Source organism: Wocania arenilitoris, from assembly GCF_021728535.1.
Taxonomy (GTDB): Bacteria; Bacteroidota; Bacteroidia; order Flavobacteriales; family Flavobacteriaceae; genus Wocania_A; species Wocania_A arenilitoris.
On the sequence record NZ_JAKKDU010000005.1, the window covers coordinates 219,213 to 240,606 of the forward strand.

The 21,394-nt window shown below is 32.7% G+C and carries 17 protein-coding genes; 3 read left to right on the plus strand and 14 right to left on the minus strand.

Annotation, left to right across the window (positions count from 1 at the left end):
* Positions 1-2 precede the first annotated feature (2 nt).
* The 3 genes from ccoN to L3X37_RS05930 all read right to left on the minus strand — a co-directional run bounded on the left by ccoN (position 3) and on the right by L3X37_RS05930 (position 4,827).
* The gene (gene ccoN, locus L3X37_RS05920) at positions 3-2,177 is read right to left on the minus strand and encodes a cytochrome-c oxidase, cbb3-type subunit I (protein ID WP_237239250.1); all 2,175 of its coding nucleotides are present in this window, start codon (positions 2,175-2,177) and stop codon (positions 3-5) included.
* Between the two features lie 5 nt (positions 2,178-2,182).
* Positions 2,183-2,371 (minus strand): cbb3-type cytochrome oxidase assembly protein CcoS, encoded by a 189-nt coding sequence (ccoS, locus tag L3X37_RS05925; RefSeq protein ID WP_237239251.1) that lies wholly within the window; start codon positions 2,369-2,371, stop codon positions 2,183-2,185.
* An 80-nt stretch (positions 2,372-2,451) separates the two neighbouring features.
* Positions 2,452-4,827, minus strand: coding sequence for a heavy metal translocating P-type ATPase (locus tag L3X37_RS05930; protein WP_237239252.1), 2,376 nt, complete (start codon positions 4,825-4,827; stop codon positions 2,452-2,454).
* A gap of 107 nt (positions 4,828-4,934) precedes the next feature.
* Here L3X37_RS05930 and L3X37_RS05935 point away from each other — a divergent pair, with 107 nt between their 5' ends.
* The gene (locus L3X37_RS05935; RefSeq protein ID WP_237239253.1) at positions 4,935-5,612 is read left to right on the plus strand and encodes a Crp/Fnr family transcriptional regulator; all 678 of its coding nucleotides are present in this window, start codon (positions 4,935-4,937) and stop codon (positions 5,610-5,612) included.
* A gap of 95 nt (positions 5,613-5,707) precedes the next feature.
* Here L3X37_RS05935 and L3X37_RS05940 read toward each other — a convergent pair whose 3' ends face one another.
* From L3X37_RS05940 to L3X37_RS05975, 8 genes are all read right to left on the minus strand, one after another.
* Positions 5,708-7,357, minus strand: coding sequence for a M1 family metallopeptidase (locus L3X37_RS05940; RefSeq protein ID WP_237239254.1), 1,650 nt, complete (start codon positions 7,355-7,357; stop codon positions 5,708-5,710).
* Positions 7,358-7,369: 12 nt separating this feature from the next.
* Entirely contained in the window at positions 7,370-8,701 is a 1,332-nt protein-coding gene (locus tag L3X37_RS05945; RefSeq protein WP_237239255.1) for a M28 family peptidase, read from the minus strand.
* 382 nt (positions 8,702-9,083) lie between these two features.
* A complete protein-coding gene (locus tag L3X37_RS05950; RefSeq protein ID WP_237239256.1) occupies positions 9,084-10,886 on the minus strand; it encodes an acyl-CoA dehydrogenase FadE in 1,803 nt (600 codons plus the stop codon).
* Between the two features lie 42 nt (positions 10,887-10,928).
* Positions 10,929-11,282, minus strand: a complete 354-nt coding sequence (locus tag L3X37_RS05955; RefSeq protein ID WP_262910787.1) for a four helix bundle protein — start codon at positions 11,280-11,282, stop codon at positions 10,929-10,931.
* Positions 11,283-11,318: 36 nt separating this feature from the next.
* Positions 11,319-12,509, minus strand: coding sequence for an acetyl-CoA C-acyltransferase (locus L3X37_RS05960; protein WP_237239258.1), 1,191 nt, complete (start codon positions 12,507-12,509; stop codon positions 11,319-11,321).
* Positions 12,510-12,600: 91 nt separating this feature from the next.
* Positions 12,601-14,994 (minus strand): 3-hydroxyacyl-CoA dehydrogenase/enoyl-CoA hydratase family protein, encoded by a 2,394-nt coding sequence (locus L3X37_RS05965; RefSeq protein WP_237239259.1) that lies wholly within the window; start codon positions 14,992-14,994, stop codon positions 12,601-12,603.
* A gap of 10 nt (positions 14,995-15,004) precedes the next feature.
* On the minus strand, positions 15,005-15,454 hold the full coding sequence (locus tag L3X37_RS05970) for a MarR family winged helix-turn-helix transcriptional regulator (RefSeq protein WP_237239260.1): 450 nt from the start codon (positions 15,452-15,454) through the stop codon (positions 15,005-15,007).
* Between the two features lie 127 nt (positions 15,455-15,581).
* Positions 15,582-15,974: a hypothetical protein gene (locus tag L3X37_RS05975; protein WP_237239261.1), complete on the minus strand. Its 393-nt coding sequence runs from the start codon at positions 15,972-15,974 to the stop codon at positions 15,582-15,584.
* A gap of 96 nt (positions 15,975-16,070) precedes the next feature.
* Between L3X37_RS05975 and L3X37_RS05980 the strand changes: the two genes are divergently transcribed.
* Positions 16,071-16,241, plus strand: coding sequence for a hypothetical protein (locus tag L3X37_RS05980; RefSeq protein ID WP_237239262.1), 171 nt, complete (start codon positions 16,071-16,073; stop codon positions 16,239-16,241).
* Positions 16,242-16,275: 34 nt separating this feature from the next.
* Complete coding sequence (locus L3X37_RS05985; protein ID WP_237239263.1) at positions 16,276-17,025, plus strand: glycosyl hydrolase family 18 protein; 750 nt, start codon at positions 16,276-16,278, stop codon at positions 17,023-17,025.
* A gap of 102 nt (positions 17,026-17,127) precedes the next feature.
* On the opposite strand, the gene L3X37_RS05990 is transcribed toward L3X37_RS05985, so the two are convergent.
* From L3X37_RS05990 to L3X37_RS06000, 3 genes are all read right to left on the minus strand, one after another.
* On the minus strand, positions 17,128-18,897 hold the full coding sequence (locus L3X37_RS05990) for an AMP-dependent synthetase/ligase (protein WP_237239264.1): 1,770 nt from the start codon (positions 18,895-18,897) through the stop codon (positions 17,128-17,130).
* 89 nt (positions 18,898-18,986) lie between these two features.
* The gene (locus L3X37_RS05995) at positions 18,987-20,549 is read right to left on the minus strand and encodes a sulfatase family protein (RefSeq protein WP_237239265.1); all 1,563 of its coding nucleotides are present in this window, start codon (positions 20,547-20,549) and stop codon (positions 18,987-18,989) included.
* 199 nt (positions 20,550-20,748) lie between these two features.
* Complete coding sequence (locus L3X37_RS06000; RefSeq protein WP_237239266.1) at positions 20,749-21,111, minus strand: LytR/AlgR family response regulator transcription factor; 363 nt, start codon at positions 21,109-21,111, stop codon at positions 20,749-20,751.
* Positions 21,112-21,394: the final 283 nt, after the last annotated feature.

Here is a 21,394-nt window from a genome sequence, read left to right on the forward strand (position 1 = left end):
ATTTAGTTTTGAGCGGTTTCTACTTTAATATCGGTTCCTAAGCGTTGTAAATAAGCTATTAATGCTACTATTTCGCGATTACGCATTTCTACAAAATCTTCACCGCTAGATGTTTTATCTGCTTCGTAAGTTTCGGCAAAATCTGGATCGGTATACAGGTTTTTCTCAATTTGAGTACCTTGATCTAACATGGCTTGTTGAGCGTTTGCAATATCTTCATCTGTATAAGGAACACCTAAAGAAACCATAGTTTTCATTTTGGCTTCGGTTTGCGATTTGTCAAGTTTGTTTTTAACCAACCACTGATAAGCTGGCATTATTGAACCCGAAGAAGTACTCTGTGGGTCGTACATATGGTTTAGATGCCAATTATCAGAATATTTACCACCTACACGATGTAAATCTGGACCTGTACGTTTGCTACCCCAAAGGAAAGGATGATCGTACACAAATTCTCCTGCTTTTGAATACTCACCGTAGCGCTCTACTTCACTTCTAAAAGGGCGAATCATTTGCGAGTGGCAACCCACACAACCTTCTCGTATATAAATATCTCTACCCTCTAATTCTAAAGGTGTATAGGGTTTTACACTACTAATAGTTGGGATGTTAGATTTAACCATAATAGTTGGTACAATTTGAATGATACCACCAATTAAAATAGCAACTGTAGCTAATAATGTTAATTGTACAGGTCGTCTTTCTAACCAAGTGTGCCAACCTTCTCCAGCTACACGACGTTTTGATACGTTTTGTAATGCAGGAGCTTCGGCTAACTCATCGCTAACTTTACTACCATTTTTAATAGTAATAATAATATTATAAACTAAGATTAGCATACCTACTATGTATAGTGTGCCACCAATAGCACGCATCCAATACATTGGAATAATTTCAGAAACTGTTTCTAAAAAGTTGCCGTATACTAAAGTACCATCAGGGTTAAACTGTTTCCACATACTGGCTTGAGTAAATCCAGCAACATACATTGGCAATGCATAAACGATAATGCCTAATGTGCCTAACCAAAAATGTAAATTAGCTAATCCAAGCGAGTATAATTTAGTTTTAAATAATCTTGGGATTAGGTAATAAATAATACCAAAAGCCATAAAACCATTCCATGCTAAAGCACCAACGTGAACGTGAGCAATAATCCAATCTGTAAAGTGACCAATGGCATTTACGTTTTTAAGTGAAAGCATAGGGCCTTCAAAAGTTGCCATACCATAACCCGTAATAGCTACTACCATAAATTTTAAAACGGGGTCTGTACGTACTTTATCCCAAGCACCACGAAGCGTTAATAATCCGTTTATCATACCACCCCAAGAAGGCATCAGTAACATGACTGAAAAGGCAACACCTAAGTTTTGAGCCCATTCTGGTAAGGCTGTATATAAAAGGTGATGAGGTCCTGCCCAAATGTATATAAATATTAATGACCAGAAATGCACAATAGATAACCTATATGAATACACAGGTCTGTTTGCTGCTTTGGGCACAAAATAGTACATCAATCCTAAAAAAGGTGTGGTTAAAAAGAATGCAACCGCATTATGTCCGTACCACCATTGTACTAAGGCATCTTGTACTCCAGCGTAAACCGAGTAGCTTTTCATAGCACTAACAGGAAGCTCTAAACTGTTAAAAATATGAAGTACAGCAACCGTTACAAATGTGGCTAAGTAAAACCAAACAGCTACATATAAATGGCGTTGGCGTCGTTTTAAAATAGTCCAAATCATATTTACACCAAAAACTACCCAAATAAGGGCAATAGCAATATCTATTGGCCATTCTAATTCGGCATATTCTTTAGATGTTGTGTATCCTAATGGAAGTGAAATTGCGGCTGCTACAATAATAAGTTGCCAACCCCAGAAATTAATTTTACTTAAAAGATCACTTGCCATACGCGCTTTTAATAAACGCTGAAGCGAGTAGTAAACACCTGCAAACATAGCGTTACCTACAAAGGCAAAAATTACAGCGTTGGTGTGTAATGGTCTTAAACGACCAAAACTAAGCCATGAAATGCCATCGGTAAGATTTGGGAATAGAAACATAAAGGCAAGTATTAAACCTACTAGCATTCCTACAACCCCAAAAACTATTGTGGCATAGAGGAAATTTTTAACGATTTTGTTATCGTAATGAAACTGTTGTACTTCCATAATAATTAATTAGTCTTTTTGGTTTTTATAGATGGTTTTAATTGTTCTTTAACAAGTTCGTCTTCAAAAAGCATACGAACGGAAGGTGTGTAACTATCATCAAACTGTCCTTTTTTTACGGCATAAATAAATGCAATAAAAAAGCCAATAGCCACAATAATGCTGATACTTAGTAAAATATATATAACACTCATGCCTATTTAAAGTTAGGTTGCAAAAATACTTTTATACATGTTTTGAAAACATGATTTTTGTCATGTTTAGTTATTTGTAATCATTCTAATTTTTTGCCTAAAATATTTGTTGTAATGGTTGTAAATACCACAATGCTAATAGAACTTAAAGGCATTAAAATAGCAGCTACAACTGGTGCCAATTGCCCTGTGACTGCAAAGTAAAGCCCTATAATGTTATAAATAAACGACAAAAGAAAACACCATTTAATAATCTTTATGGCCGATTTTGAAATTTTTATATAATTAAATAATTGATTGAATTTTGAAGCATCCAAAATAGCATCACAAGCTGGTGAAAAAACATTGACGTTTTCTGAAATAGCAATGCCCACATTACTTTGTGCCAGTGCGCCCGCATCGTTTAATCCATCTCCAACCATTAATACTTTAGCACCTTCGCTTTGGTGATATCTTATATACTCCAGTTTATCTTCTGGTTTCTGGTTAAACAACAACTTGGTTTTAGTTGGTAACAATTTGGTTAAATTGTCTTTTTCACCCGCATTGTCACCAGAAAGAATTACTAAGTCATATTCTTTTTTTAATGCATTAAATAATTGTGATAAACCTTTCCTGTAAGCGTTGTAAAACGTAAATTTACCTTTGTATGTATTGTTAGTGCTAACGTGCACTGTGGTGTTTAATGTTGCCACATCTGATGAGTGTCCAACAAAAGGCGCAGAACCTATTTTTATATATTCTTGTTTGTATTTGGCTTCAATACCTTTACCAAAATGCTCTTTAAAAGTATCTAATGAAACAATATTGTGCTCGTCTAAAAGGCTGTACAACGATCTACTTAAAGGATGATTAGAGCCTCGCAAAGTGCTTTTTAAAAGTGCTTCTTCAGAAGCCGAAAGTGTTGCCCCTTCATAATTAATAGTGGTTTCTTTATTTGCTGTTATCGTACCAGTTTTGTCAAAAATTATGGTGTTTATTTTCGCTAATTGTTCAATTACACTTGCATTTTTTAAATAGAATTTTTTCTTACCTAAAATTCGTAAAATATTGCCGAAAGTAAAAGGGGCAGAAAGCGCAATAGCACAAGGACAAGCAATAATTAAAACCGATGTAAAAACATTTAATACTTTACTAGAATCTAAAATTACCCAATACGAAGAGGCAATTAAAGCAATTAATAATATAGTAATTGTAAAGCGTTTACTTATACTATTTGTAATGTTTGTAAACGCCAATGTTTTATCTGTTTTAAAGACATCGTTACTCCAAAGTTGTGTGAGGTAACTTTGCTCAACAGATTTTAAAACATCAACTTCAATAGTTCCATTTAGTTGTTTGCCTCCTGCAAAAAGTTTATCTCCAGATTGTTTAGAAACGGTTTTTGATTCGCCAGTAACAAAACTATAATCTATTCGAGCGTTACCTTTTATTAAAATACAATCTACAGGGATTAATTCTTCATTTCTTATAAGTAATCGGTCGCCTTTTTTAATGTCATAAACTTGTATGGATTCTTCTTTTTCTTTGGAAGTGATTTTAGTAATTCCAATTGGGAAATACGATTTGTAATCACGTTCAAAAGATAAGAAAGTGTAAGTTTTTTGTTGAAAAAATTTTCCTAAAAGTAAAAAGAAAATAAGACCAGTTAAGCTATCAAAAAAACCAGTACCGATATCTAAAATAATTTCAAAAGTACTTCTTAAAAATAATACTAAAACCCCAAGAACAATAGGTACATCAATATTTAAAATTTTAGAGCGAAGCCCTTTGTATGCCGAAATAAAATAATCTTGAGCCGAATAAAAAACTACAGGAATTGAAAAGACAAACATGAGCCATCTAAAAACAGGTGCGTATTGCTCAATCCAAAAACCACTCACTTGAAAATACTCAGGAAACGATAAAAACATTATATTGCCAAAAGCAAAACCAGCAACACCAAGCTTGTAAATAAGCGATCGGTCAATTTGTTTTTTGCCAACGCTATAATCGTCTAAACTTATATAAGGTTCGTAACCAATACTACTTAGTAAAGTTACAAGGTTTTTTAGTGAGTATTTTTCAGAATTATAAGTAACTCGAACTGATTTTTTTCCAAAATTGACAATAGAAGAGCTTATTGAAGGGTTTAATTTATTTAAATTTTCCAGAATCCAAATACATGAACTGCAATGAATATTGGGGATGTACAAATTAACAATTTGGGTGTTTTCATCATTAAATTCCAGTAATTGGTCAACAATTTTTAGGTTTTCTAAAAAGTTGTATTTGCCTTCAATATCTTTGGGAGTAGTCCCTGGAGCTTGTTGTAAATCGTAATAACACGTTAAGTCATTAGCAGAAAAAATTTCGTAAACTGTTTTGCAGCCATTACAACAAAACGATTTATCATCAAATGTGATTTTTGTAGAAGTAGCATTTAAACCACAATGAAAACACGTGTTTTTACTCATTATTAATTTACTCAATTACACCTATTGCAAAGGTTAAAAGTTAGTAAAATTTTTAATATGATATTTGTCATGTTTTATTTATTTTTACCAAACATCAATTATTTAGTATGGGTAAGTGCGAACAATGTATTATAAAGCAGTTTAATTCTCTTAAAGCATTGACTAAAGATGAGTTAATGCGTATTTCTGGTTGTAAAACTTCGATGACTATTAAAAAAGGCGATGTAATTTTTGAAGAAGGAGAAACTTTAAACGGAGTTTATTGTGTTAAAGATGGTATTTGTAAACTATCAAAGTTAAGTGCTAACGGTAAAGATCAAATAGTTAAAATGGTTGTTAAAGGACAATTGCTAGGTCAACGTTCGCTAATTTCTGATGAAAGTTCAAATTTGCAAGCAGTAGCTCTAAACGATATGGAAGTTTGTTTTATTCCTAAGAGTGAAATTATTGAAGATTTACAAAAAAATTCAAAGTTTTCTTTTGAAGTTTTAAAAGAAATGGCTCATGATTTAAAAGAGGCTGATGACGTAATTGTTAATATGGCTCAAAAATCTGTTCGTCAACGTTTAGCAGAAGCTCTAGTTTATATTCATGATAGTTTTGGTACTAATCCTGATGGGACATTGAGTGTATTACTTTCTAGAGAAGATTTTGCTAATATAGTTGGAACTGCTACTGAATCTGCCATACGTGTATTATCTCAATTTAAAAGGGATGGTTTTATTGCTACAATTGGTAAACAAATAAAAATTGAAAATATAGAAGCACTTAAACGTGTGGAATAAAAAAACGCTCTAAAAATTTTCTTCAGAGCGTTTTTTTGTAGTTTAGTTAGTTTCTGCCTCAATTTCTTTTAAGGTTATTTCTCTATCCATTGGGATTAGAGCTTTTTTGTTTCAACATAAAAGTTTTTATCAACAACTATTGGTGTTTTACTAGAAGATATTTTTAAATTTTGCCATTCTGTTTTAGGATAAATCCATTGTTTTTTATTTCCTATTTTAATTTGAATAGGCATGTCAAAACCATCAATAATATTTGTCCATCGATATTTTAAAGACTTATTTTTATGTAAATACTCTAAAGTTGGAATTTTAGTAGTTCTTAAATATTGGTTAAAAAATTCGGTTAAATTAATACCTGTTTCTTTAGAAAGAAAATTTTCTATTTGTTGAGTCGTTACGGTTTTATGGTAAAATGTTATGTTCATTTTACGTAAAATTTGTCGCCATTTTTCATCATCTTCAATAAGTTGACGCAAGGTATGTAACATATTAGCACCTTTGTAGTACATATCTGTACCAGACCCTTTTTTGTTTACACCGTAATATTTTCCAATAATAGGCTTGTCATTAGCAATGTTTTTTCGAGTTCCTATTACATAATCTGCTGATGCTTCTTTTCCGTAGTAATAATCCAAAAACAAATTTTCAGAATACGCAGTAAAACTTTCATGAATCCACATATCAGCAATATCTTTATTAGTGATGCTATTTGCAAACCACTCATGCCCAGCTTCATGAATAATAATAAAATCGAATTTTAAACCCCAGCCAGTTCCCGATAAATCGTTACCTAAATAACCTTTTTTATATTGGTTTCCATAGGTTACAGAACTTTGGTGTTCCATGCCTAAATATGGGACTTCAACTAATTTAAAACTATCAGCATAAAACGGATATTGCCCAAACCAATGCTCAAAAGCTTTCATCATTTTAGGCGCATCTTTAAAATGTTTTTTAGCTTTTTCTAGATTATCGCGAAGTACATAGTAATTCATATCTAAATTTCCAGCCATTCCATTGTAAACCTCAAAAAAATTAACGTAATCACCAATATTTATATTAACACCGTAATTATTGATTGGGTTTTTTACAAACCAATGATAGGTTTTTGTATCTTTAATTTGCTCTACTTTACGTAATCTACCGTTAGATACGTTCATTAATTTATCAGGCACATTTACGCTAATTTGCATACTGTCAACCTCATCGTACATGTGGTCTTTATTGGGCCACCAAACACTGGCACCTAAACCTTGGCAAGATGTTGCTATAAAATGATTGCCATTATTGTCTTTTTTCCAAGATACACCTCCATCCCAAGGAGCACGAACAGCTTCCTTTGGGATGCCTTCGTAGTAAACAGTTACACTATTGGTGTCTCCAATATTTTGCTTGATATAGAGGGAAATAAAGTGCGCATTTCCGTCGTGCTTTATGTTTAGTTCTTTATTGTTTTGGGTAGCCTTTGTTAGTTTTAATGGCGGTTGTAGGTCTATTTGCATTACAGAATCGGTTTTTAAAACTTTATAATGAATGGTGTTTTTACCCGATATAAATTTTTTATCTGGTTCAACTTTTATATCCAAGTGATAATAAGTTAAATCCCACCATTCACGTTCTGGTGTAATACTTCCCCGAAGTGAATCCTGTCTTGAAAAGTGTGTTTTTTCTTGCAGAAGTTCTTGCGAGAACATTTGAATTGAAACAATAGTAAATATTATTATTACAAGGTTGTTTTTGTTCATTGTCTAAAAATTTTATCTCATAACTTTATTTGGAAATACCACAGTACTTTCAAATCCGTTTTCACCAACGGCAGAAATTCCAAAGAAATAATTATCAATAACAATACCATTTAACGTGAATTCTGAAACATCCCCAACATAGCGACTATTATCCCAAGTAGGCGAAGTGGTGTCTCGCCAATAAATTTTATAGCCTTTGGCTCCATCCACTTTATTCCATTTAAATTTTGCCGATGGTTCTACTACACCACCAATAGCTACTTCTTTTGGTGCAGGAGGTGCCCAAGCTAAACTGGCAAGATTAATACCGTTTACTGCTGTTAGTTTTTTAGTATAATTAAAATTAACATGCTCAATAACGTCGCCATATTTAATGCCGTTTTCTTCTCTAATATCTTGATGCTGTTGGGTGTAGTTTTCATGAGCTTCCATAATTCTAACACCTGCAAAGCCTAAATCGTTAAATGGTCTATGGTGCCCACCACGACCAAATCGGTCTAATCTATATACCATCATGGGATTCATTTCTGGCATATAAGTTTTTACAGTTTTATGAATATATCGCGCTAATTGTCGCGATATTCCATCGACTTCGCCACCATAAAAACGGCGTAATTTTCGTTGTCTTTCGGTTTCGTTTGCTGGTACTGGTTCAGAAAAAATTCTAAAAGTTCTATTGTCAATTACACCATCAACACCTTTAATATTCCCAATCATATCGTTGTTCAAAACACCTATAATATCCCAAGCTTTATCTTTTGCATATTTAGCTAATCCAGCGCCACCAAAAAGCCCTTGTTCTTCACCAGAAAGCCCAACATAAACAATACTACTTTCAAATTTATATTGAGATAAAACCCTAGCGGTTTCAATGGTTCCAGCCATACCAGATGCATTATCGTTGGCTCCAGGAGCATCTGTAGTAAAATCCATAGTATTACTGGCTCGGGAATCTATATCGCCACTCATAATAATATATCGATTTGGATATTTATTGCCTTTTTGAATGGCTACTACATTTACCACCCAAGCATCATGCGGAACACGGCGATTACCTGCTTTAGTAACAAAATCTTTTTGATAAAAAACTTCTAAACAATGACTACATTTTTTTGAAATAGTTTCAAACTCTGACTTTATCCAACGTCTTGCAGCTCCAATACCTCTAGTTTCAGAAATGGTATCACTAAATGTGTTTCTTGTACCAAAGTTTGCCAAGATTTGAATGTTTTTTTTTATACGTTCTGAAGAAACGGCATCAATAATATCATAAATTTGTTGATTGGTTTGACCTATTAAAAGTGATGAAAATAGAAATGATAATGTTACTAAAAAATATTTCATGTTATTTAGTATAATTAAATTTTATGGTTCCTACTGAACCGTCATTTTGATGTATATCGACATAAACATTCATTTCATGTGTTTATATTTATTGTTATTCAACGGTCATATGTAACATCCTAAATAATCATTTGGTTGTGTGATTAAATATTAATCATGGATGTTTCATTTAAACTAATTTTTTTTTCATAATGTGTTAAGTGATTTTTGTTCACTAAAAAACCTACCAACAAAACTAGACAATCCACACTTTTTTAGATTGAATAAATAATTTTATCGATTAAAAATTATGATTTAAAGATAATAAAATAAAAAACGTTCCAGAAAATTAATCCTGAAACGCTTTTACATTTGAAGTTAGTCACAAAATGTTTCTAGTAAACTAAAAACAGTATTTATTTTCAGCCTTAACTTTTTCGGCTATTTCGTTACGTAAATCAACTATATCTGGGTAGTTTTGGTATTTAGTAAAACGTTTAAGTCCCATTAGCATCATACGTTGTTCGTCGCCTTCGGCAAATGAAATGATACTTTCTTTACCTTTATCTTCAACAATATTAATGGCGTTATAAAGATATAGTTTAGACATTGCAATCTGTACGGATTGAGAATCTTCTCCAAAGCGTTTTACATTTTTTTCAGTTCTTAAAACGGCGGATTCTGCAAGATATATTTCAATTAAAATATCAGCGGCAGCAATTAATAATTGCTGTTGTTCTTCTAAATCTTGTCCAAATTTTTGAACAGCAGCACCAGCAACCATTAAAAATATTTTTTTAAGCTTTTTAATCATTGCTTTTTCTTCGGAAAACAATTCAGAATAATTTGGAGTTTCAAAAGATGGGATGCCCATTAATTCTTCTTGAACTTTCATTGCTGGATTAAGTAAATCAACATGTCCACGCATTGCTTTTTTTACTAGCATGCCAACACAAAGCATTCGGTTAATTTCGTTAGTACCTTCATAAATACGAGCAATACGAGCATCTCTCCATGCAGCTTCCATAGGTGTTTCTTCAGAGAATCCCATGCCACCAAAAATCTGGATACCTTCATCTGCTGCATTTTGAACATCTTCAGAAACAGCTACTTTTAAAATTGAACATTCAATGGCATATTCTTCAACACCTTTAAGTTCTGCTTCTTGGTGTGAGTTACCAGAAGCCTCACGAATAGCAATTCTATCTTCAATATTTTTTGCAGCTCTGTAGGTTGCAGATTCGCCAGCATAAGCACTTGTTGCCATTTGTGCTAATTTGGTTTTAATAGCACCAAAATTGGCAATAGGTGTTTTAAATTGCTTACGCTCATTAGCATAATTTACAGCTGTTGTTAAAATACGACGTTGAGAATCTAAACAAGCAGCTGCTAATTTTATACGCCCAACATTAAGAGCATTCATTGCAATCTTGAAACCGTTTCCTCTCTCAGATAACATGTTTTCAACAGGAACGACAGTGTCATTAAAAAATACTTGTCGTGTTGATGAAGCACGAATACCTAGTTTGTGTTCTTCTTCACCTAGGGTAATTCCATTAGGGTTGTCTTCATCATATTCTACAATAAAACCTGTTATATTTTTATCATCTTCGATTCTTGCAAAAACAATCATTAAACGGCAAAAACCTGCATTTGAAATCCACATTTTTTGGCCGTTAATCTTGTAAGATTTTCCATCTTCAGAAAGTGTAGCAGTTGTTTTTCCTGAATTAGCATCACTTCCAGCTCCAGGTTCTGTTAAACAATAAGCACCAAACCATTCACCAGTAGCTAATTTTGGCACATATTTTTGTTTTTGTTCTTCTGTTCCATATAGTGTAATTGGCATGGTTCCAATTCCTGTATGTGCGCCAAAGGCAGTACTGAAAGAGCCTGTGCCGCTTGAAATATAATCACATGTTAAGCAGGTTGAAACAAATCCCATTCCTAAGCCGCCATAAGCTTCAGGTACTGCAACACCTAAAAATCCTAATTCACCAGCTTTACGCATAACGTCTTCAGTTAAAGCATAATCTTTTGCTTCAAATCGTGCTTTGTGAGGGATAATTTCGCGGTCATTAAATTCCATAACTGCATCTTTCATCATTTGTTGTTCTTCTGAAAAATCTTCAGGAGTAAAAACATCTTCGCAGTTTGTTTCTTTTACAAGAAACTGACCTCCTCTTAATAATTCTTTTTCTTCCATTCTATTTTAAGATTAATAGATTCAAGACTCAAGATTCAAGACTTAAAATTTAAGTCCAGATTGAAAACCTGAAATCATTTTTTGTATTTGTTTTATTTTTTCTTCTAATTCTTTGATTTTTTCTTCTGATAGATAACCTTCGTTAAATGCAATTGTTAAATGGGTTTCCCATTCAAAAGCAGAACCTAAACTATTTTCAAGATATTTATTGAAATGTTTATCTGTGCTTTTACTAGAACCTTCAGCTATATTTGAAGGAATTGAAACTGCACATCGATTCATTTGATTTGATAATCCAAATTTTTCAAAATCTGGAAAAGTTCGTGTTATTTTATAAGATTCTGAAACTAACTCCATACTAACTATCCATATTTTTAGTTTTTTGAAATTATGCATTTAAGTCTTGTCTCTTGGTTCTAATTGTCCTTGTTCTTAATTAAGAAATTCAAATATTCCACAAGCACCTTGACCAGTTCCAACACACATTGTCACGGCGCCATATTTACCTTTCATTTCTCGTTTACGCATTTCGTCAAATAATTGAACTGAAAGCTTGGCTCCTGTACAACCGAGAGGATGCCCTAATGCAATAGCTCCGCCATTCACGTTAATGATGTTAGGATTTAAATTTAGCTCTCTAATTACTGCTAAAGATTGCGAAGCAAATGCCTCATTTAATTCTATTAATTCTAAATCATCTTGTTGTAATCCAGCTTGTTTTAGAGCCTTTGGAATTGCTTTTACAGGCCCAATTCCCATAATGCGAGGTTCAACTCCAGCTGCTGCATAATTGACTAATCTTGCAATTGGTTCGAGGTTTAATTCTTTAACCATGTCTTCACTCATTACCATAACAAAGGCAGCTCCATCACTCATTTGTGATGAATTTCCTGCTGTAACACTTCCATTAGCAGCAAAAACAGGGCGTAATTTTGCAAGGGCTTCTAAATTTGTTCCGGCACGAGGCCCTTCATCTTTAGTGACTGTATAAGATTTAGTTGCTTTCTTTCCATTTTCATCAATATAAGTTTCGTCAACTGTTATTGGAACAATTTGATCTTGAAAACGGTTTTCAGCTTGTGCTTTTAAGGCTTTCAAATGAGAATTAAAAGCAAATTCATCTTGATCTTCTCGAGACACCTTGAATTGATTGGCTACAGCTTCGGCAGTGTTTCCCATTCCCCAATAATATTCTTCGTGACCCGCTTTTACAGTATCGTAATTTAATTCTGGTTTAAAACCTGTCATAGGAACAGAACTCATACTTTCTGAACCTCCTGCAATGATACAATCTGCCATTCCTGCTTGAATTTTCGCAGTAGCAATACCAATGGTTTCGATTCCGGAAGAACAAAAACGATTAACCGTTACTCCTGGAACATCGACACTGTTTAATCCTATTAGAGAAATAAATCGTGCCATGTTTAACCCTTGCGAACCTTCAGGCATAGCATTACCAACAATGACATCGTCTATTCTGGACACATCAAGATTAGGTAATTCTTTCATCATGTACTGAATGGTTTCAGCACCTAATTCGTCAGCTCTTTTAAATCGGAAGACACCCTTTGGTGCTTTACCAACAGCTGTTCTGTATGCTTTTACTATATATGCTTGTTTCATTTTATTTTTACTTTTGGCTTTAAGCAATATGCTATAAGCTTTTGAATTAATTTAGCCTATTGCATTTAGCATAAGGCTTATAGCAGCGCAATTAGTTGCGCAGTGGTTTTCCTGTTTTTAACATATGTTGGATTCTTTCAAGTGTTTTTCTCTCTGTACACAATGAAAGAAAAGCTTCGCGTTCCAGATCCAATAAATATTGTTCACTTACTAAAGTTGGTTCAGATAAATCTCCTCCTGCCATAACATAGGCTAACTTATTAGCAATTTTTTGGTCATGTTCGCTAATGTAATGACTAGCTTCCATGGAGTCAGTTCCAACCAAGAACATACCTAATGCTTGCTTTCCTAAAACTTTTACATCTTTACGTTTTACAGGTTGTGTGTAACCCGATTCTGCTATTAATTTGGCACAAGCTTTTGCAGTTGCTATTTGTCTGTCTTTATTTACAACAACTACATCTTTACCTTTTTGAAGGATACCTAAATCAAAAGCTTCATAAGCTGAAGTTGCCACTTTCGCCATTCCTATAGTTAAGAAATATTCTTGCAATACATTAAGTTCTACATCACCTTTTCTAAAAGTGTCTGAAGCTCTTAATGCCATTTCCTTAGAACCTCCACCACCAGGAATAACTCCAACTCCAAATTCTACAAGACCAATGTAAGTTTCAGCAGCAGCAACAACTTTGTCAGCATGCATTGATAATTCACAACCACCTCCAAGAGTCATTCCATGAGGAGCAGCAACTGTTGGTATTGAAGAATAACGCATTCGCATCATGGTATCTTGGAAGTACTTGATAGCCATATTGAGCTCATCGTATTCTTGTTCGGCAGCCATCATGAAAATCATTCCAATGTTAGCACCTACTGAGAAATTGGCGCCTTGATTTCCAACAACTAATCCAGCAAAATCCTTTTCTGCTATATCAATAGCCTTATTTAATCCAGCAAGTACATCACCACCAATAGTATTCATTTTACTTTGGAATTCAACATTTAATATGCCATTTCCTAAATCTTCAATGACTACGCCTGAGTTTTTAAATACTTCATTAGATTTTCTGATGTTATCTAAAATAATGAAGGCATCTTGCCCAGGAATTTTTTCTTGAGATTTGGATGCAATGTTATAAAAATAGGTAGCTCCATCTTTAATGGTATAGAAAGATTTGCTTCCAGATGCAAGCATATCATTAACCCATAGATTAGGTTCTAAACCTTGAGCTTTCATGAGTTCGATGCCTTTTTCAACACCAATGGCATCCCAAATCTGGAAAGGACCATGTTCCCAACCAAAACCAGCTTTCATGGCATCGTCTATTTTATAAAGTTCCTCAGAAATTTCGGGTATTCTATTAGATACATAGGCAAACATTGCAGCAAAATTCTTTCTGTAGAATTCTCCAGCTTTATCTTTTCCTGAAACTAAAATTGGAAATCGGTCGATAACTTTATCGACTGTTTTTGTTAATTCTAAGGTGGCAAATCTGGCCGATTTTTTTTCTCTATATTGGAGTGTGTTTAAATCTAAAGTCTTTATTTCCTTTCCTTCTTTTTTGTAAAATCCTTGACCAGTCTTACTGCCTAGCCATTTATTTTTCATCATGGTATTGATGAATTCAGGTAGTCTGAAAAGCTCATGAGCTTCGTCATTTGGGCAATTTTCATAAATACCATTAGCTACATGAACCAAGGTGTCAAGACCAACTACATCAACCGTTCTAAAGGTTGCCGATTTTGGTCTACCAATTACTGGACCTGTTAGTTTATCAACTTCTTCAACTGTTAAATCCATTTCTTTGACCTGATGGAACAGACTTTGAATTCCAAAAATTCCAATTCTATTTCCAATAAATGCAGGAGTGTCTTTAGCGACAACTGAGGTTTTACCTAAGAATTTTTCGCCATATTCGTTTAAGAAATCTAAAACCTCTTGAGATGTTTTTGGACCTGGAATAATTTCAAACAATTTTAAGTAGCGTGCAGGATTGAAAAAGTGTGTTCCACAGAAATGTTTCTGGAAGTCATCACTTCGTCCTTCACTCATAAATTTAATTGGAATACCAGAGGTGTTTGATGTAATTAAAGTTCCTGGAGTTCTGTATTTATCTAACTTTTCAAATACTTGTTGTTTAATATCAAGTCTTTCAACAACAACTTCCATAATCCAATCTACATCTTTCACTTTTTCAATATCATCTTCCAGGTTTCCTGTTGTAATTCTATTTTTAAAAGAGGCATGATAGAGTGGAGCAGGTTTAGATTTTATTGATGCAGTTAAGGCATCGTTAACTAATCTGTTTCTTACGGCTTTGTCTTTTAAAGTTAAGCTTTTAGCTTTTTCTTTATCATTAAGTTCTCTTGGCACGATGTCTAATAATAAAACATCAACACCAATATTAGCAAAATGACAAGCGATACCACTTCCCATAATTCCTGAACCTATAATGGCTATTTTTTTTATTCTGCGTTTGCTCATCTTATTTAAACTACTTATCGTTGTTTTGATTGTATATTTTTTTGTTTGTTACCATTTCGTTAATTAATTCGGCAACTTCATAAAAGTTATTAAGTTTTTCTTGACAAATATTACCTTTAATGGTTTCATTAAAAGTGAGTACTTTTTCTTTGGAATAATCTCTTTTTTCTTTCCCAAAATCGGTTAAATGTATTAGGACACTTCTTCCGTCATTCGGGTTCGATTTTCGTTCAATTAAACCACTAACTTCCATGGTTTTTAATATTCTTGATAAACTAGTGGCTTCCATTCCCATTTTTGGCCCTAATGCTGTTGAAGGGGTGCCTTTTTCTGGATCAATATTTAATAATGTAAATCCCGTAGCCATCGTACTTTCAAACTTTGCAGCTTCTTCGTTATACATTTTTTGAACGGCTAGCCATGTGGTTCTTAATACGTAATCAATAGTTTTATCTTTCATTTGAGAGTAGTTGGTGCCCAAATATATGAAATTTTATTATGCGCGCATAATAAAAATTGATTTTGTTTTAAATAAAAAAGCCACCATTTAAAATGGTGGCCAAAATTTTCTAATAAGATTTAGTGTGCTACTCTAGTTTACCGTTTATTAACCCAACAACAGCACCTACAATTGCAGCCATAACAATAGAAATAACAATATCTAAACCAACAGTTTCTATTGGTGTACTTGGGTCCATTGCCATTCCAAAGAAATGCCAATAAAGCGCAAGAAATATACCAATTACAGCGCCAGCTTTAGCTCCAGTTGTTACAGTAGTAATTTGAGCCCACTTGGTAAAAATATAAGCTACAAATAATCCAAAAGTAATGCATCCTAAAAAGATAAATATTAATGCATTAGAATCTTCTTCTGGTTGTGGAAATGAATCTTTAAATAGAAGACCATAAAAAAGCCAACCTAAAAGGAAGTCAACAATACCTCCTACAATACCAGCAACTAAGAAATTTTTTGTTTTCATTGTCAATAAATTTAATGGTTAGTAATTCCTAAATGTATGAAAAAATAAATAATTTTAAATTTATTAGTGTATTTTTTACTAAATGAGATATGAAAAATGAAGTACACTAATTTATTAAGAGCCAAGTTATTAAAATTTAATTTGCTGTTGACTGCATCATTTTTAGTACTGTCTTGCAGTAAAAATAGCGATGATATTGTAGTGGTAATTGATAATGATAAAGCAGCAAGAGTTGTTGGTTATTTGCCAGCTTATAGTTTTTTTTAACGATAAAATTGATTTTTGTAAACTTACTCATTATTTGGCTTTTGCAAATCCAGATAGTGATGGTAATATTATAATGCCTAGTATTTCTCAGGTTACATCAACTGCAAGAATGAATAACCCTAACATAATTATTTGTATTTCTTTGGCTGGTGGCGCATTAACAACGGAGCAAGCGGCAAGTTGGTCAGATTTAATTGATATTTCTGCTAATAGACCTTTATTTATTGAAAAGATTGTAAACTACGTGCTTGATAACAACTTGGATGGCGTTGATGTGGATTTAGAATGGAGTCATGTAACGTCAGGCTACAGCGATTTTGTAATCGAGTTAAAAGCTGCATTAGATGAGCACAATAAATTAATAATGGTTGCTTTTCCGCAAACTTTATATAGCAATGTTAGTAATGCTGCATTAGATGCTTTTGATTTTATAAATATAATGTCTTACGATGCTACAGGGTCTTGGCAACCATCAAACCCTAGTCAGCACAGTTCAATAAATTTTTCAAGAGATGGGATTAACTTTTGGAATAAAACAGTTGGAACGCCTGCAGAAAAACTAACTTTAAGTGTCCCGTTTTATGTGTATAATTTTATAGATGCTTCTACAGCAGTTTCTTTTACTTATTCTCAAATGGTTCAAGACAATGTAAATAATGCTAATTTAGATCAGGTAGGTAATTCTTATTATAATGGTATGCCAACAATAAAATCTAAAGTTAATTTGGCACATAATAGTGGTTTAGGTGGCATTATGATATGGGAACTTGGTCAAGTCTTTTGATGAATATTCTTTGCTAAAAGCTATTCACGATGAGTATACCGAGTTAGGTGTTAAAATTAGTGGGCTTTGTGGGAATAATTGAAAGTAATAGTTTCTATAAATTTATGACCTATAAATTTTCTCAATTAAATCTTTATAAATTTCTTTAATTACTTTTCGTTTCATTTTCATGGTTGGAGTTAAATGTCCAGCATCAATAGTCCAAACATCGGGAGTAATTTCAAACTTTTTTATTTGCTCCCATTTCCCAAAATGGGTGTTGGCTTCATCAATTTCTTCTTGAATACGTTCGTGTAGAGTTTCGTTACAAATAATATCGTTTTTGGAGTTGAAAGTGATATCATGACGCTTGCCCCATTCTTCAACAAATTCAAAATTTAACTGAATTAAAGCTGCAGGCATTTTTTCGCCTTCTCCAATAACCATTATTTGTTCAATAAATCGAGATTGTTTAAATCTGTTTTCAATTAATGCAGGAGCAACGTACTTTCCGCCAGAAGTTTTAAACATTTCCTTTTTTCGATCTGTAATTTTCAAGAATCCTTCGTCGCAAATTTCACCAATATCACCCGTATGAAAATAGTCGCCAGTCATTACTTCATCTGTTTTTTTGGAATCTTTAAAGTAACCTTGCATAATGTTTGGGCCTTTAACTAAAATCTCACCATCTTCAGCTATTTTTACTTCAACATTATCAATCACTTTACCAACAGTGCCAATTCTAAACCCACCATTACGTTGATCGTTTACCGATATTACTGGCGATGTTTCTGTGAGTCCATAGCCTTCCATAATTGGCATTTCAGCAGCTGCAAATATGCGCGTTAATCTAGTTTGAAGTGCTGCACTACCTGATACCATTAAATCTAAATTTCCGCCAAGACCAGCTTTCCATTTACTAAAAATAAGTTTTCTGGCTAGATTAAGTTTCTTTTCGTACCACCAACCATTTTTACCATAAGGCTCATATTTTAAGCCTACTTTAACAGCCCAAAAGAAAAGCATCTTTTTAATTCCTGATAAATCGCTACCTTTTGCTATAATTTTATCATAAACTTTTTCGTAAAGTCGAGGTACAGCAGTCATTACGTTTGGTTTAATCTCTTTGAGATTATCACTCATCGCTTCAATAGATTCCGCAAAATAAATTTCTACACCACAATATTGGTACAAATACAAAATCATGCGTTCAAAAACATGACAAATAGGTAAAAAACTTAAAGCTTTAGATTTTCCATATACAAATGGCACACGTTTTTCGCTATCTAAAACATTTGATACTAAATTATTGTGAGATAGCATAACACCTTTAGGTTTTCCTGTAGTTCCAGAAGTGTAAATTAAAGTTGCTAAATCGTTAGGTTTTACATTTTTTTTTCTTGCCTCAACATCGCTTTGGTTTGAGTTGTCTTTGCCTAATTTTAAAACATCACTCCAATTATTTTCACCGCTAATATTATCAAAAGTAAATACATTTTTAAGTTTTGTGTTTCCTTTTATAATGTTGAGTTTTTCTAAAATACTCTCATCAGAAACGAAACAATGTGTTGCTTCAGAATGATTTAAAATATATTCATAATCTTCTTTAGAGATGGTTGGATAAATAGGTACATTTTGGGCGCCAATTTGTAATATTCCAATATCTAAAACATTCCATTCGGTTCTGTTGGTTGAAGAAATTATAGCAATTTTATCATTTGGTTTAACACCTAATTGTAATAAACCTCTACTTATTGCATTGGCTTTATTAATATATTCTTGTGTAGAAATCGATTCCCATTTACCATTATATTTTGTGGTAAATGCTTTTTGTAAATTATATGTTTTTAATTGATGATATGGAAAATCAAAAATTCTTGTAATCTCTGTCATTTAATATTTGTAATTAAGGAGTTATGCAAAGTATGAAATTAAAAATGATTATCAAATTCTAAAAAAATACTATGAGTATTGAGATGCTTTTATTCCCAATACGCATTAAAAATATCTTGCATCTCTGTATATTTTATATCAGTATCATCAAAAGTTTCGCGTTGTTTTTTTAACTCAACCTTCATCTCTTTTATAATTTCAGAATAAGAAGCATCATTATAAGCATTGTGGATTTCGTTTGGGTCTTTTTCTAAATCGTAAAATTCCCATGCTGGAGTAGTAGATTCTTTAGATGAGCCTGTCATATCCAAAGAAAGTCCATAAAATAATGCTAGTTTATAGCGTTTATTTCTAATACCAAAGTGCCCTGGTCTTTTAGCATGATTGGTCCAATATCGATAATAAGCCGATTGTCTCCAATCATCAGGCGTGTTTCCTTTTAAGTTTTCTCTAAAGCTCTGTCCTTGCATAGACTCTGGTTTTTTAACGCCAGCATAATCGGCAAATAATGCTGGAAAATCGATATTTAAAATAATATCATCAATACGTTTTCCTGCAGGAACTTCTTTTGGGTATCTAACAACAAAAGGCATTCTTAGTGATTCATCATAGATTAAACGTTTATCAAAAAAACCATGTTCACCTAAAAAATAACCTTGGTCTGCTGTATAAATTACAACGGTATTTTCGGCTAAACCTGATGCTTCTAAATAATCTAAAAGTTTACCGATATTATCATCAATAGCTGCTCCAGAACGCATAAAATCTTTAACGAATTTTTGATATGTTGCTTTTCGAGCAGAAATACTATCCAAGTTATTAGTGTAAAATGGTAGTCCAGGATATTTACACCACCATTTATCTGGGTCGTTTGATGCTTGTTCGTAGCGCCAGCTCAAATTTTCTAATTGTTGACCAGGAAAACTACGTCCAGAAGTTTCTGGAGAAAACTCTAAAAGTGAAGCAGGTTCTGGAATTTCTATGTTTTTATATAAATCATTATAGCGTTCAGGAAAATCAAAAGGTTCATGAGTTGCCTTAAAATGTGTCATTAACATAAACGGTTTTTCTTTGTTTCTTTGATTTAGCCAGTTAATAGATAGTTGTGTGATAACATCGGTAGAAAAGCCTTTGTGTACATCCCATTCTTCCTTTGGTTTATTAAAATTTTCAGAAGTTCTCAATATAGGGTCCCAATAGCGTCCTTGATCGTGTAATATATTGTAATAATCGAAACCAGATGGCTCTTTTTTTAAATGCCATTTTCCAATAATTGCCGTTTGGTAGCCATTACTGTTTAATACTTTGGCAATATTATCTTTATCTGGATCTAGAGCATCGCTAAGTGTATAAACTCCATTTTTTTGACTGTATTGTCCTGTTAGAATACTTGCTCTACTTGGTACACAAATTGAATTTGTACAAAAGGCATTATTTAATACTGTGCCCTCATTAGCCAACCGAGTAATGTTCGCATTTTGAACATAATCTTTTAAAACACCACCATATATTCCCCAAGCTTGTGAGGTATGATCATCAGACATGATGAATAGAATATTTGGTCGTTGTTCTATTTGTTTTTCTTCAGATTTGCAACAAAAAATGAATAATGAAACGAATAAGAGTACTAGTTTTAAAAAGTTATTATTCATATTTTTTTGTTTTGCATGGGGTGTTTTACGACTAAATTTCAGGGCTATCACTATTCTTTACAGTCATTATAAAAACATGGTAGCAAATTATAATTCTTTTTTGTTTAAAAGTGAAATTAATTTTATTAGAGTAACTAATGTAACTTAAAAATAATTTTTTATGGTAAAAAGTCTTAACCCAATAAAAGACAAATTTGTTTTAATTAGTTAAATAGGACATAACTTTAATGAAATCTTCTTTTTTAGAGCGTGTAACACTAACTATATCTCCATTATTCATAATAATATATCCACCATCAGACTTGACATATTTTTTAACTTCTTTTAAATTAATTAGGTAGCTATTATGCACGCGCATAAAGTCTTGTTCTAAAAGTAGGTTTTCGTATTCTTTTAAGTGTTTACTAACAAGCAATTTTTCTGAATTATTAATTACAAATTCGGTGTAAGAGCCTTCAGCTTTACAATATAGTATTTTGTTAACTTCTATAAAATCAAACCCATCAGATGTAGCTAAACAAATTTTATTAAGTTTAGGTTTTTGCTGCTTTAAATTTAACATTAAAGTTTCTAATTGCTTTTTGTATATTTCTTTATTTCATCTTATAAAACCACCTGCTTTGCTGGTGGTCATGTTCTGAAGGCTATGCCTATATTTGTACTATGAGCAAATATAAGAAACTTAGTCATGTTATATATAAATGTGAATATCACATAGTTTGGGTTGTAAGTCTTCAGATAAATTTGAACTTTTTGGTTTAAAATTTAAGAGAGGGTTTAATGCTAATTTAAGCTAAATTTTTGATATTGTTTTTTTCTGTCGTTTAATGTTTTGATTTTCGTTT